11 protein-coding genes are annotated in these 14,467 nt (G+C 69.8%); 8 read left to right on the forward strand and 3 right to left on the reverse strand.

Features of this window, described 5'->3' with window-relative positions:
* The first annotated feature begins 24 nt into the window (after positions 1-24).
* The 3 genes from secD to RWH45_RS15380 all read left to right on the forward strand — a co-directional run bounded on the left by secD (position 25) and on the right by RWH45_RS15380 (position 5,086).
* Positions 25-1,734, forward strand: a complete 1,710-nt coding sequence (gene secD, locus RWH45_RS15370; protein ID WP_315995738.1) for a protein translocase subunit SecD — start codon at positions 25-27, stop codon at positions 1,732-1,734.
* Positions 1,734-2,720 (forward strand): protein translocase subunit SecF, encoded by a 987-nt coding sequence (secF, locus tag RWH45_RS15375; RefSeq protein WP_315995739.1) that lies wholly within the window; start codon positions 1,734-1,736, stop codon positions 2,718-2,720. Before secD ends, secF begins: the two co-directional genes overlap by 1 nt.
* 116 nt (positions 2,721-2,836) lie before the next feature.
* Positions 2,837-5,086, forward strand: coding sequence for a RelA/SpoT family protein (locus tag RWH45_RS15380; protein ID WP_315995740.1), 2,250 nt, complete (start codon positions 2,837-2,839; stop codon positions 5,084-5,086).
* Positions 5,087-5,116: 30 nt separating this feature from the next.
* Here RWH45_RS15380 and RWH45_RS15385 read toward each other — a convergent pair whose 3' ends face one another.
* The 3 genes from RWH45_RS15385 to RWH45_RS15395 form a co-directional block, all read right to left on the reverse strand.
* A complete protein-coding gene (locus RWH45_RS15385) occupies positions 5,117-5,698 on the reverse strand; it encodes a type IV toxin-antitoxin system AbiEi family antitoxin (protein WP_315995741.1) in 582 nt (193 codons plus the stop codon).
* Positions 5,699-5,761: 63 nt separating this feature from the next.
* Complete coding sequence (locus RWH45_RS15390) at positions 5,762-7,027, reverse strand: DUF349 domain-containing protein (protein WP_437127354.1); 1,266 nt, start codon at positions 7,025-7,027, stop codon at positions 5,762-5,764.
* A 498-nt stretch (positions 7,028-7,525) separates the two neighbouring features.
* Positions 7,526-7,804: a dioxygenase gene (locus tag RWH45_RS15395; protein ID WP_315995743.1), complete on the reverse strand. Its 279-nt coding sequence runs from the start codon at positions 7,802-7,804 to the stop codon at positions 7,526-7,528.
* Positions 7,805-7,918: 114 nt separating this feature from the next.
* Between RWH45_RS15395 and RWH45_RS15400 the strand changes: the two genes are divergently transcribed.
* The 5 genes from RWH45_RS15400 (at position 7,919) to ruvX (ending at position 14,467) form a co-directional block, all read left to right on the forward strand.
* The gene (locus RWH45_RS15400; protein WP_315995744.1) at positions 7,919-9,328 is read left to right on the forward strand and encodes a replication-associated recombination protein A; all 1,410 of its coding nucleotides are present in this window, start codon (positions 7,919-7,921) and stop codon (positions 9,326-9,328) included.
* Between the two features lie 185 nt (positions 9,329-9,513).
* Positions 9,514-10,143: a 30S ribosomal protein S4 gene (gene rpsD / locus RWH45_RS15405; protein WP_076675537.1), complete on the forward strand. Its 630-nt coding sequence runs from the start codon at positions 9,514-9,516 to the stop codon at positions 10,141-10,143.
* Between the two features lie 831 nt (positions 10,144-10,974).
* Entirely contained in the window at positions 10,975-11,262 is a 288-nt protein-coding gene (locus RWH45_RS15410; protein ID WP_315995745.1) for an ATPase, read from the forward strand.
* Between the two features lie 65 nt (positions 11,263-11,327).
* Positions 11,328-13,997 carry an alanine--tRNA ligase gene (alaS, locus tag RWH45_RS15415; RefSeq protein ID WP_315995746.1) on the forward strand — a complete coding sequence of 890 codons (2,670 nt, stop codon included), beginning with the start codon at positions 11,328-11,330 and terminating at the stop codon, positions 13,995-13,997.
* The gene (ruvX, locus tag RWH45_RS15420; RefSeq protein ID WP_315995747.1) at positions 13,994-14,467 is read left to right on the forward strand and encodes a Holliday junction resolvase RuvX; all 474 of its coding nucleotides are present in this window, start codon (positions 13,994-13,996) and stop codon (positions 14,465-14,467) included. The genes alaS and ruvX overlap by 4 nt, the downstream gene beginning before the upstream one ends.

Below are 14,467 nucleotides of genomic sequence, written 5' to 3' on the forward strand. Positions count from 1 at the left end.
CCCGCCGCACAGAAAGCCGACTCCGTGGCGCCCTCGACCCCTGTCCGTCATGCCTGGCGCGTACTGACCGGATTGCTCGCCATCGTCGGCGTGCTCTTCGGCATCAACGCGCTGGGCGTGTACGTCTTCAACGCAAGTTCCTGGACGCCCGAGCTCGCGCTCGACCTCCAGGGCGGGACGCAGATCATCCTGCAGGCCCAGACGACCGACGGGGCGGCCCCCGACAGCGAACAGCTGGCCCAGGCCGTCACGATCATCCGTCAGCGCGTCGACGCCTCGGGCGTCGGTGAGGCCGACGTCGCCACCGAGGGCGGGCGCAACATCGTCGTGCAGATCCCCGGTCAGGCCGACGACGCCACGCGTCAGCGCATCCAGAGCTCCGCACAGCTCCAGCTGCGGCCCGTGCTGTTCACGGGTTCGCCGGCGACGTCGTTCGTGGGCGAGGACGGCAACAACACCCCGTACCCGACGCCCGACCCGAGCCTGCCGGCGACGCCCACCGCGTCGCCGACCAACGCGAGCGACCCCGCGTACATCACTCCCGCCCTCCAGGCCGAGTTCCTCTCCTACGACTGCGCCAACCCGCCGTCCAACCCCGCGCAGTCCCCGGCCGATCAGCCGATGATCACCTGCGACGTCAACGGGCAGGCGAAGTACATCCTCGGCCCGGTCGAGCTCGACGGAAACGACATCTCCGACGCCACCAACGGCCAGGAGCAGAACACGGGCCAGTGGGCCGTCAACCTCGTCTTCAACGACCAGGGCACCCAGAAGTTCGCCGACGTGAGCCAGCGTCTGTACGGAGCGCAGGCCCCGTTCAACCAGTTCGCCTTCGTCCTCGACGGCAGCGTGCTGTCGGCCCCGTCGATGAACGGCATCATCGTCGACGGTCGACCCAGCATCACCGGAAGCTTCACGCAGGAGTCGTCGAAGGCCCTCGCCGACCAGCTGAAGTACGGTGCCCTGCCGTTGAGCTTCACCGTCGTCAGCTCCGACACCGTCTCGGCCACCCTCGGCTCCCAGCAGCTCCAGGTCGGCTTCATCGCCGGGCTCATCGGCCTCGGTCTCGTGGCGATCTACTCGCTGATCGTGTACCGCGCCCTGGGCACCGTGATCATCGCGTCTCTCGCCGTGATGGCGGTGTTGACGTATCTCGCCCTGTGCATCCTGGCCTGGCGCGCGGGCTTCCGACTGTCCCTCGCCGGCGTCGCGGGCCTGATCGTGACGATCGGCTTCACGGCAGACTCGTTCATCGTCTACTTCGAACGCATCCGCGACGAGCTGCGCGACGGCAAGTCGATCACCGCGGCCGTCGAAGACGGATGGTCGCGCGCCAAGCGCACGATCTACATCTCGAAGTCGATCAACGTCCTCGCCGCCGTCGTGCTGTACATCCTGGCGGATGCCACGGTGAAGGGCTTCGCGTTCACGCTCGGACTCACGACCGCGATCGACGTCCTCATCTTCATCCTCTTCACGCACCCGGTCATGCAGCTGCTCGCGCGCACGCGTTTCTTCGGCTCCGGCCACCCGCTCTCGGGTATGGACCCGAACGCGCTCGGCGCGGTGTACCGGGGCCGTGCGCAGTTCCGCGCCCCAGTGGCCGATGCCGGTCGCGCCAAGCGGTCGCGCGGCGAAGCTCAGCGCCGCCAGACGATCGCTGAGCGCAAGCAGGCGGAACTCGCTCCCGCCGCGCGCGGCGATAGCGGCTCCACGAAGGAGGGAAGCGACTGATGCGCTCCATGTCGCAGCTCGGTAACGACCTCTACTCCGGGAAGACCTCCTTCCCGTTCGTGCAGCGTCGTCGCCTGTGGTTCATCATCGCGGCGGTCCTCGTGATCGGCGCCGCTCTCGTGCCGCTGTTCCGGCCCGTGCAGTTCTCGATCGAGTTCACCGGCGGGTCGCAGTTCACCGTGTCGAACCCGACCTCCTTCGATCAGGCCCTCGCAACCGACGCGGTCACCTCGGTCGTTCCGGGAGCGACGACCCGCGTCACGACGATCAGCGACCAGGCCGTTCGCGTGCAGACCGACCAGCTCGGCAGCGACGAGACGCAGGCCGTCTCGGCCGCCCTGGCCAGCGCGTACGACGTTCCTGCGTCGGAGGTCACCGACTCCTTCATCGGTCCCACCTGGGGTGCCGACGTCACGCGTCAGTCGTTGTGGGGTCTGTCGATCTTCCTCGCGCTGACATTCCTCATCCTCGCCCTGTACTTCCGCACGTGGAAGATGTCGGTCGCCGCGATCATCGGCCTCGTCGATGTTCTCGTCATCACGATCGGCGTCTACGCGGTCTTCGGTTTCGAGATCTCACCCGCTGCCGTGATCGGCTTCCTCACGATCCTCTCCTACGCGCTCTACGACACCACCGTCGTCTTCGACAAGGTGCGGGAGAACACGAGAGAAGACGGGGAGATCTCCGGCCGCACGTTCGCCGAGTCGGTCAACCTCGCGGCGAACCAGACGCTGATCCGCTCCATCAACACGACCGTGGTCGCGATCCTGCCCGTCGGCGCGATCCTGTTCATCGGTGTACCGCTGGGAGCGCGGACGCTCAGCGACATCTCGCTGTCGATCTTCGTCGGCACCATCGTCGCGGCCTACTCGACCCTGTTCGTCGCCGTCCCGATGTACGCCCTGCTGCGCGAAGGCGAGAAGCCGATCGCCCAGCGCGATCAGCGCGTGCGCGCCGCCCGGGAGAAAGCCGGCATTCCGGCCTGATCACCGCAGCACCCCCGCGTACGCCCATCGTGCGCGCGTGAGCTCCCCCGACGTGCCCTCTTCGGCACGTCGGGGGAGCGTAGACTTGATCGACTGGCCGTGAGGAAGGGGTGACGATGACAGAGACCGCCTCTTCTGCGCCGCCGCCGTCATCGCTGCGACGCCTGGTTCCGCGCATCTTCTCGCGCGCCGCCCGCCGCGACGACGTCGACAAACTGCTGCGAACTGTCCGTACGCATCACCCCAAGGGCGACCTCGCGATCATCGAGCGCGCATACGCCGTTGCCGACAAGGCGCACGACGGTCAGAAGCGCCAGAGCGGCGAGCCCTACATCACGCACCCGCTCGCGGTCGCGCAGATCCTCGCCGAGCTGGGGCTCGGACCGAAGGCGATCGCCGCCGCCCTCCTGCACGACACGGTAGAGGACACGGGCTACCCGCTCGATGAGCTCGCGGCCGACTTCGGCGACGAGGTCGCCATGCTCGTCGACGGGGTCACCAAGCTCGACAAGGTCAAGTACGGCGACAGCGCTCAGGCCGAGACGGTGCGCAAGATGATCGTGGCGATGTCGAAAGACATCCGCGTCCTGCTCATCAAACTCGCCGACCGTCTTCACAACGCGCGCACGTGGGGCTTCGTGCCCCCGCACAAGGCCGCGAAGAAGGCCACCGAGACGCTGGAGATCTATGCGCCCCTGGCGCACCGTCTCGGCATCCAGGCCATCAAGAGCGAGCTCGAGGACCTCTCGTTCGCGGTCATGCATCCCAAGCTGTACGCCGAGATCGACAGCCTGGTGAAGCAGCGCACCCCGCAGCGCGAGCAGTACGTGCAGAACGTGATCGACGCGGTCGACGCCGATCTGCGCGAACTCCGCGTGCGCGGTCGGGTCATGGGCCGCCCGAAGCAGTTGTACTCCGTGTACCAGAAGATGGTCGTACGCGGCCGCGAGTTCGACGACATCTACGACCTCATCGGCATCCGCATCCTGGTCGGCACGGTTCGCGACTGCTACGCCGTGCTCGGCGCCATCCACGCGCGATGGACGCCCCTTCCCGGGCGGTTCAAGGACTACATCGCCACGCCCAAATTCAATCTCTATCAGTCGCTGCACACGACGGTGATCGGTCCCGGCGGTCGTACCGTCGAGATCCAGATCCGCACGAACGAGATGCACCAGCAGGCCGAGTTCGGTGTCGCCGCGCACTGGAAGTACAAAGAGCGCATGGCGGGCGGCAAGGCGGATGCCAAGGCCGTCGACGCCGACATGGCGTGGATCGCGCACATCTCCGACTGGCAGGCCGAAACCGCCGACCCGGGGGAGTTCCTCGACTCGCTGCGCTTCGAGATCGGCGCGAAAGAGGTCTACGTCTTCACGCCGAAGGGCCGGGTGGTCGGCCTTCCGACCGGGGCGACTCCGGTCGACTTCGCCTACGCCGTGCACACCGAGATCGGTCACCGCACGATGGGCGCCAAGGTCAACGGCCGCCTCGTGCCGCTCGAGTCGACCCTGCAGAGCGGCGACGTCGTCGAGGTGTTCACCTCGAAGAACCCCGACGCCGGCCCCAGCCAGGACTGGCTCGGATTCGTCAAGAGCACCCGCGCGCGCAACAAGATCCGCGGCTGGTTCACGAAGGAACGCCGCGAAGAGGCGATCGAGCAGGGTAAGGACTCCATCGCCCGCGCGATGCGGCGGCAGAACCTGCCGCTCCAGCGCCTGATGAACCAGGATTCCTTCACCGAGGTCGCCCGCGGTTTCCACTACGAGGACGTCTCGGCGCTGTACGCGGCCGTGGGCGAGGGGCACGTCTCCACGCAGTCGGTGATCGAGAAGGTCACCGCACTGGTCAGCGCCGAGGAGACCAACACCGGACCGATCGACATCCCGGTGGGCCGCAGCCGCGCACCGCGCGGTGGCGATTCGGGTGTGCTCGTCCGTGGAGCGCCCGACATCCTGGTCAAGCTCGCCAAGTGCTGCACGCCGGTTCCGGGCGACGAGATCGTCGGCTTCGTGACACGGGGCAGCGGCGTCTCGGTGCACCGGGGCGACTGCACCAACGTGCGGTCGCTGAAGGAGGAGCCCGACCGTCTCATCGATGTCGAGTGGGCCCCCACGACGAAGAGCGTGTTCCTGGTGCAGATCCAGGTCGAGGCTCTCGACCGCTCCGGCCTGCTGAGCGATGTGACGCGCGTGCTCAGCGAGCATCACGTCAACATCCTGTCCGCGACGGTGTCCACGACGAACGATCGACTCGCGCTGAGCAAGTTCGTCTTCGAGATGGGCGACACCGTCCACCTCGACCGCGTGCTCAATGCCGTGCGGCGCATCGACGCCGTGTACGACGTGTACCGCGTCACTTCGTCGTAGGCCGGGGATCCGCCACCCGACGACCTCGCGTCAGTCGTCGGCATCCGCCCCGACCCCTTCCGCAGGGACGGCACCCGCGTCAGCGACGGCACGGAGCAGACGTGTGGCGCGGTGGACATGCGGAAACCGCGGATGCCGCTCGAACCAGACCTCGGCATCCCTTCGAAGCAGCGGGTCGCGGTACGCCCATGCCCGCGCCGCGGCGATCTCCTCGCGGGCGTCGGATCGGGCCAGATCGACGAGCGTCCGCGCGGGGGTGCTGACGGGAACCCCGGCGACCGACATGATGTCGTCGGCCGGGAGGCGCACGTCGTGGAACACGGCGCGAAGGTCGCATCCCGCGCGGACACGGGCGGCGCGGACGCGTTGCAGGTGATGGATCGCCGGCTCCTGGGCGATGCCACCGTGCACCCATGCCGCGGTCAGACGGATGGCTGCCCACCGATCGCCGAGCAGGGGCGCCACACTGCGCGCGCGCATCCACTTCGTCTCCGCCGCGTCAGCGGGCATGTAGCCCTCGCCCAGAGGAACGAGCGCCCCGTCGAGGCACGCCGCCGTGAGCTCGGCGAGCGAGAGTCTTTCGTCGGCGAAGAAGAGAAAGGGCGACACCATCCCGCCAGTGTGGCGGAGCGGTGTCGCCCCTGACGGCGAACCGTCGGATCTGTGGAGAGCTGGTCAGCCGCCCAGGGCGCGCAGCCAGGTACGACGCGCCTCGAGCGCCTCCGAGGCCTGCGCGGCGGCACGCTTGTCGCCGCGTGCCTCGGCCTCGGCGACCTCGGCCCCGAGCTTGTCGATCGCGTCGGTGAGCTGACGCGTCATGTCGTTCGCACGCGCCTTCTGCTCCGGATCGTTGCGCTTCCAGTCAGCGTCTTCGCGCGTGCGCACGGACTGCTCGATCTTGCGGAGCTCGTCGTCGAGGGTACGTTCCTTGTCGCGCGGGAAGATACGACCGATCTCGTCCCACTGCCGCTGGATCGCCGTGAGCTTCTGACGGGCCGTCGCGAGGTTCTTCTCGTCGACGATGGGCGCCGCCTGCTCGAGCAGGGCGCGCTTCTGCTCGATCTTCTCCTTGGACGCTTCGGCGTCAGCCGTCTCGCGCTCGATGCGAGCACCGTACAGCGCGTCACCGGCCGCCTTGAACCGCGCCCACAGGGCGTCGTCGACCTTGCGGCCCGCGCGGCCCGAAGCCTTCCAGGCATCGAGCAGATCGCGGTACGCCCCGATGCCGTCCTCCCCGCGGGGAGCGAGCGCCTCAGCGCGCTCGACGAGGCGGGTCTTCGCCTCGCGGGCGGCCTTGTGCGTCTCATCGAGCGACGAGAAGAACTCCCGCCGGTGGCGGTCGACCGTTGCACGGGCGTCGCGGAAACGACGCCACAGCTGCTGCGCCGTGGACTTCGACAGACGCGGGCCGTTCTGCTGATGGGCCTGCCACCGGTCGAACAGGGCCGCCATGTCGGCGGTCATCTGCTTCCACTGCACCGACTGCGGATCGCGGGCGGCCAGGGCCTCGGCCTCTTCGACGATCGCGGTGCGCTCGCGCACCGCCTCCTCGGATGCCTGCTTGTTGGCGACGGCCTCGGTCTCGCTCGCCTCGGCGAGCTCGGCCGTGAGGGCGTCGACGCGGCCGAGGAGGGCGCCGAGGTCGCCGACCGCGGCGGCCCCGTCGAGCTTCGCACGCAGCGTCTTCGCGGTCGATCGGAGATCGGATGCCGAGGCTCCGCCGCGACGATGACGGGTCTCGAGCAGCGTCACCTCGCCGGCCAGGTCGGCGAACTTGCGCTGGAAGTAGGCGAGGGCCTCCGCGGGGGTGCCGTCGGGGTACTGACCCACGACGCGCCAGCCGTCGCCCTCTCGGACCGAGACCGTGCCCTCGTCGTCGACGCGACCCCAGGGCTGGCTCGCCGTCTTCGACGCCGTGGCGCCGGGCGGGGGACCGGGGATGCGTGCGCCCGGTACGGGGCGCGCGGCGGGCTGCGGCGCGGCGGGGGTGTCCGCAGCCTCGGGCGCATCGGCTGCCGGTTCGGCGTCGGCGGTCTCCGCCTCGGCGGTGCCGGGCTCATCGGAGGAGGAGCCCGCCGCGTCATCAGTCGGCTCGGGCGCAGCCTCGGCCGCGTCGACGGCGTCCGTCGACTCGTCGGCGGGGGTCGCGGCATCCGCCGACTCGTCGGTCGCGGAGGAGGCCGAAGGCGCGGGCGCCTCGGCATCCGTGATGTCGGCCGCGATCTCGGTCGCGGCGGGATCGACCTCGGGGGTGCTCGCGTCGTCGCGCGGGTCGGAGGTCTCGGGGGAGGGAACGGAAGTCACGGGTAGCACCTCATCGCGGCAGAACCGCCTGGGGGAGAAGGACCCTCCGAGCCTAGTACGAGCGGCCGCGCCGCCACAGGTGCGTTGACCGCGGGGGATAGGCGTCGACCTTCTCGCCGCCGACGAGGCGGCGGGTCAGGGAGCCGTTGTCGGAGCTGTGGTCGGCGACGCGGGCGACTCAATCGCGGGTGCAGACGGGCTCTGCGCCGGTGCGGGCGCGCCCGGGCCGGCGACGAAGTACGCCGTCTGCGCACCGACCGCCCCGGCGATGACGACGAGACCGATCACGACGCCGAGCACGTCGTCGCGGGTGCGACGGCGGCGCTGACGCTCGTGAAGGGCGACGCGGACCTGATAGGCGCGGGCTCGCTCGCGTTGTTCCCGCGTCTGCCGGTCTTTCCCGCGCGTCGCCACATCGACCTCCTCCGCCCGCCACCGGGCTCCTCGATCCTACAAAGCCCGCGAGCAGGCGTCCGCGGGACCGCCGCGCTCGGAACCGGTGTCGGAGGCCGCGGTTAGCCTGGAGGGGTGACACCCTCCTCCGCGCTGTTCCAGGGCCAGACGCCGCTCGCGGTCCGGATGCGCCCGGTGAGCCTCGACGAGGTGGCGGGTCAGGGGCATCTGCTGCGCCCCGGGTCGCCGCTGGTCACCCTCGCCACCACCGATTCCTCGGCATCCGGGGCTGCGGTCTCCGTCATCCTCTGGGGTCCGCCCGGCACCGGCAAGACGACCCTGGCTCAGGCCATCGCGCGCTCGTCGGGGCGACGGTTCGTGGAGCTCTCGGCCATCACCGCTGGGGTAAAAGACGTGCGGGAGGTCATGCAGGAGGCACTGACGCAGCGCGATCTGTACGGACAGTCCACCATCCTGTTCCTCGACGAGATCCACCGCTTCACCAAGGCGCAGCAGGACGCCCTCCTCCCCGGCGTCGAGAACGGGTGGGTGGTGCTGATCGCGGCGACCACCGAGAACCCGTCGTTCTCGGTCATCTCGCCCCTGCTGTCGCGGTCGCTGCTGCTGACCCTGCGCCCGCTCGGCGACGACGACCTGGGCGCGCTCGTCGATCGCGCGGTCACCGACCCGCGCGGTCTCGCCGGACGCGTCGTGCTCGACGACGACGCCCGAGCCGCACTCGTGCGACTGGCATCCGGCGACGCGCGCCGCGCGCTCACCGCGCTCGAGGCCGCTGCGTCGGTCGCGGGCGACGACGGGGGATCCCCGAGCGACATCATCCGCTCGGGAGGGGACGAGGACGACGAGGACGACGACGGGGCCCCGTTCGAGCTGACGGAGACGGAGCCACCCGTCATCACGGCCGACCACATCGCGCAGGCCGTCGATCGGGCTCTGCTCCGTTACGACCGCCAGGGCGACGAGCACTACGACGTCATCAGCGCCTTCATCAAGTCGGTGCGCGGCTCCGACCCGGATGCCGCGATCCACTACCTCGCGCGAATGATCGAGGCCGGCGAAGACCCCCGGTTCATCGCGCGCCGACTGGTCATCTCCGCCGCGGAGGACATCGGCATGGCCGACCCGCAGGCGTTGCAGATCGCCGTGGCCGCCGCAGACGCCGTCGCCTTCATCGGTATGCCCGAAGGGCGCATCCCGCTCGCCGAGGCGACGATCTACCTCGCGACCACGGCCAAGTCGAACGCCGCGTACAACGCCATCAACGCCGCGATCGCCGATGTGCGAGCCGGCGGGTTCGGGCGCGTGCCGATGCACCTGCGCGACGCCCACTACCCGGGCGCCAAGCGGCTCGGACACGGCAAGGGATACAAGTACGCCCACGACAGCGAGATCGGCATCGTCGCCCAGCAGTACCTTCCCGACGAACTCCGCGGGCGCCGGTATTACGAGCCGACCACCCACGGCACCGAACGCGACGTATCGGCGCGGTTGGAGAAGATCAGACGCATCCTCGAGGGGAAGTGACGCGTGCAGGGGTTCCCCGGGGCGCTCTGATAGCATGAACCGGCTCGAAACAGGGTTTTCGGGCATCCCCTCCTTTCTGTGATCACCTTCCGACGCGCCCCGGCGTGCGCGTCGGATCGGGCGGAAGGGGGCGATACGCCCGTGAGCCGTGAAAGGCGCGGCCACGTCATCGGAAGGAGAACTTCGTGACCACGAAGTCTCAGGACCGCCGCAAGGTGCGTCTGTCGCGCGCCCTCGGCGTCGCACTCACCCCCAAGGCCGCCCGCTACCTCGAGAAGCGTCCCTACGCTCCCGGCGAGCACGGTCGCACCAAGCGCAAGGCCGACAGCGACTACGCCGTCCGTCTGCGCGAGAAGCAGCGTCTGCGCGAGCAGTACGGCATCCGCGAGAAGCAGCTGCGCATCGCGTTCAACGAGGCCCGCCGCACCGACGGCCTGACCGGTGAGAACCTGGTCGAGCTGCTCGAGATGCGTCTGGACGCCCTCGTCGTGCGTTCGGGCTTCGCCCGCACCACCGCGCAGGCCCGTCAGCTCGTCGTGCACCGCCACATCATGGTCGACGGCCAGCTCGTGGACCGCCCGTCGTTCCGCGTGAAGCCGGGTCAGCAGATCCACGTAAAGCCCAAGAGCGAGGGTCTCGAGCCCTTCCAGGTCGCCGCCGCCGGCGGGCACGCCGAAGTGCTGCCCCCCGTCCCGGGCTACCTCGAGGTCGACCTCTCGACGCTGCAGGCGAAGCTCGTGCGTCGCCCCAAGCGCGCCGAGGTGCCCGTCACGTGTGACGTGCAGCTCGTCGTCGAGTACTACGCCGCCCGCTGATCCCAGCGAGCAGAGAAGGGCGTCGGGTTCTCCCGGCGCCCTTCGCGGTTTCAGGACGCGCTCTCGCGCTGCCCTCCGTCGTCCGGGTCGCGCTCTCGCGCGGCCGTCTGTCGTCTGGGACGCGCTCTCGCGCGACTCTCTGCCGTCCGGGTCGCGCTCTCGCGCGGCTCTCTGCTGTCCGGGTCGCGCTCACGCGCGGCTCTCTGCTGTCCGGGTCGCGCTCACGCGCGGCCCCTTGTCACTTCTGGGGCCGTTGGCGGCCTGTGGAGCTGACGCTGCAGTGTGCGGCGAACATCGATCGCCGCCGTTCGACTGCCCGAGACAGCGGATCGTGCCCGGCCTCACCGCCCATCGGCGGCAAACGAACGAAAAGGCCACGCGCTCGCTCGCCCCAGAACGCCGCCCCTCACCGAGCCACCGACCACCCGCGGCAAACGAACGAAGACGCCACGCGCTCGCTCGCCCCAGAACGCCGCCCCTCACCGAGCCGCCGACCACCCGCGGCAAACGAACCAAGACGCCACGCGCTCGCTCGCCCCAGAACGCCGCCCCTCACCGAGCCACCGACCACCCGCGGCAAACGAACCAAGACGCCACGCGCTCGCTCGCCCCAGAACGCCGCCCCTCACCGAGCCACCGACCACCTACGGCAATCGCACGCAGAGGTGCCGGTCCTGCTGCCCCGGTCGGCGCCCACGCGGGTGTGCGGTCGCGTCCGGTACGCGGTGGACTCCGGGGAGTCGGCATCCACAGGTCTCTTGCACGAGGCACGGGGGCCGTCGCCTACGATGAAGGATGCCGCGACCGCGGCGTCGCCTCGAGGAAGAAGTCGTGATCGTGAAAAGCCTCTTCTGGTTCGCGCTGGGGATCGCCGGCGGATTCGTCGCCGCGCATCTCGTCAACAAGGACCCCCGCGGTCAGGAGTTGCTCGCCCAGCTCGATTCGCGGATCGGGGAGTTCACCGACCACATGAGCGACGCCTACCACCAGCAGGAGACCCGCCTGTCGGAGATCATCGACGACGCCAAGGGCGTCGCCGCCTCCGCGGTCGACCGGGCCTCCGAGGCGATCGGCGACGCCGCCGCCTCCGCAAAGACCGCGGCATCCTCGACCGACTGACCTCCCCGGCATCCGGCCCCCGATGACCCGGGGTCGGCCACCGCACGCGCACGGAAAGACCCGCCATGAAAACCGCCGAGATCGCCCAGCGCTTCCTCGACTTCTTCGAGAAGAAGAACCACACGATCGTCCCCTCGGCCTCGCTCGTCACCGACGACCCGGCCCTGCTGTTCACCGTGGCGGGCATGGTGCCCTTCATCCCGTATCTCAGCGGCGTCGTGCCGCCGCCCTACCTGCGTGCGGCGGACGTGCAGAAGTGCATCCGCACCAACGACATCGAAGAGGTCGGCAAGACACCGCGGCACGGCACGTTCTTTCAGATGCTCGGCAACTGGTCGTTCGGCGACTACTTCAAGGAAGACGCGATCCGCTTCGCCTGGGAGCTGTTGACCGCGCCCGAGTCCGAGGGCGGCCTGGCCTTCGACCCGAAGGACCTCTGGGTCACCGTCTACGAGGAGGACGACGAGGCTCGCGACCTCTGGCTGAAGCTCAGCACCCTGCCCGACGAGCGCATCCAGCGCCTCGGGAAGGACACGAACTACTGGTCGACGGGCCTTCCCGGCCCCGCGGGCCCCTGCTCGGAGATCTTCTTCGACCGCGGTCCGGACTACGGCATCGACGGCGGTCCCGCGACCGACGACGACCGGTACGTGGAGATCTGGAACCTCGTGTTCATGCAGTACGAGATCACGAACGTGCGCTCGAAGTACGACTTCGACATCGTCGGAGAGCTCCCCGCGAAGAACATCGACACCGGCATGGGCCTCGAACGCATCGCGTTCATCAAGCAGGGCGTCGACAACATGTACGAGACCGACCAGGTGCGCCCCGTGCTCGACCTAGCGGCGAAGCTGGCCGGCAAGGCGTACGGAGCCGAGTCGCATGAGGACGACGTGCGCCTGCGCATTGTCGCCGACCACGTGCGGTCCTCGCTCATGCTGCTCGCCGACGGAGTGACCCCCTCGAACGAGGGCCGCGGCTACATCCTGCGGCGCATCATGCGTCGCGCGATCCGCTCGATGCGCCTGCTCGGCGTCGAGGGCGCGACCTTCCCCGAGCTGTTCGCGGCCTCGCGCGACGCGATGAAGGAGTCGTACCCCGAGGTCGAGACCGACTACGCCCGTCTCTCGGCCTACGCGATCGCCGAGGAGCAGACGTTCCTCCGCACCCTCGCGGCCGGCTCCGCGATCCTCGACCAGTCGGTCGCCGAGGCCAAGACCGGCGGCGGCACGACGCTGTCGGGCTCCGAGGCGTTCCTGCTGCACGACACCTACGGCTTCCCGATCGACCTCACGCTCGAGATCGCCGAAGAGGCCGGGCTGTCGGTCGACCGCGGCGCGTTCGACCAGCTCATGCTGGAGCAGCGCACGCGTGCCAAGGCCGATGCGCGTGCCCGCAAGGGTGCCATCGCCGACCAGAGCGCGTACCGCGAGTTCCGCGCGCTCGGCGAGACCGTGTTCACCGGATACACCGAGCTGCAGACCGAGTCGAAAGTCCTCGGCATCCTGGTCCAGGGGCAGGGGACCGACCGCGCCTCGGAGGGTCAGATCGCCGAGGTCATCCTGGCCGAGACCGCCCTCTACGCAGAATCCGGCGGCCAGGTCGCCGACAAGGGCGTCATCGTGGGCCCGGGTTACGAGCTCGAGGTGCTCGACGTGCAACGTCCCGTGCCGGGTCTGGTCAGCCACACGGTCGAGGTGACCACCGGTGAGGTCGCCGTGGGCGCACCCGCCACCACCGTCGTCGACGGACTCAACCGCCACGCGGCGCAGCAGGCGCACACCGCCACGCACCTCGTGCACGCGGCGATTCGCGACACTCTCGGCAAGACCGCGACGCAGACCGGGTCGCTCAACCGTGCCGGCTACATGCGCTTCGACTTCAGCTGGGGCTCGGCGCTCTCTCCCGAGACCCGCACCGAGATCGAGGACATCGCCAACAACGCCGTCCGCGACAACCTCGAGGTCACCACGCGCGTGATGTCGCTCGACGAGGCGAAGGCCGCGGGCGCCATGGCCCTGTTCGGCGAGAAGTACGGCGACACCGTGCGCATGGTCGACATCGGCGGCCCGTGGTCGCGCGAGCTCTGCGGCGGCACGCACGTCGCGCGCAGCGCCGAGATCGGCCTCGTGAACCTCGTGGGCGAGCAGTCGGTCGGCGCCTCGAACCGACGCGTGGAGGCGCTCGTCGGCCTCGACGCCTTCCGTGACCTCGCCGCGGAGCGCGCGATCGTCTCGCAGCTGTCGACGTCGCTCAAGACACCGCGCGAGCAGTTGACCAATCGCATCGCCGAGCTCGCCGCGAGCCTCAAAGCCGCCGAGAAGAAGATCGCCGCCTTCGAGGCACAGGCCCTCACCGGCCGCCTGCCGCAGCTGGTGGAGTCGGCGGTGGCCGTCGGCACCGTCAAGGTCGTGGCGCAGAGTCTCGGCGAGGGCGCCTCGGCCGACGACGTGCGCTCCCTGGCCCTGCAGGTGCGCGACCGCCTCGGCAGCGACCCCGCGGTCGTCGCCCTCGGTTCGGTCGCCGGCGGCCGCGCGACGGTCGTCGTCGTCACGAACGACGCGGCACGCGAGCGCGGTCTCGCCGCCGGTGCCCTCGCGAAGGCCGCAGCCGCCGTGCTCGGCGGCGGCGGCGGCGGTCGTCCCGACGTCGCGCAGGGAGGCGGAACGGATGCCGCGGCCCTGCCGCAGGCGCTCGACGGCATCGTCGCCGACGTGCGGGCGACGACCGCGTGACGGAGTTCCGACGCGGCATCCGTCTGGGGATCGACGTCGGGCGCGCCCGCGTGGGCGTCGCCCGCTCGGACCCGGACGGCGTGCTGGCCGTGCCCGTCGAGACGGTGCCGCGCAAACGCGAGCCGGTGCGCCGGATCGCCGCACTGGCGGCCGAGTACGAGGCGTTCGAGGTGCTGGTGGGTCTGCCGCTCAACCTCCGCGGGGAGGACACCCCGTCGACCACCGATGCACGGAGATTCGCCGAGCAGCTCGCATCCGCTCTGCCCATACCGGTGCGGCTGGTCGACGAGCGACTGAGCACCGTGTCGGCGCACGGCGTGCTGCGGGAGGCAGGTCGTTCCCAGCGCGACTCTCGTAGCATTGTGGATCAAGTCGCCGCTGTGGTGCTGCTGCAGCAGGCGCTCGACGTGGAGCGACAGTCCGGCGAGCCGGCCGGACCCGCCGTATCACCGGGACAGGAGCCCGCCTGA

The sequence above is a fragment of the Microbacterium galbum genome (genome assembly GCF_032464915.1).
Taxonomy (GTDB): domain Bacteria; phylum Actinomycetota; class Actinomycetes; order Actinomycetales; family Microbacteriaceae; genus Microbacterium; species Microbacterium galbum.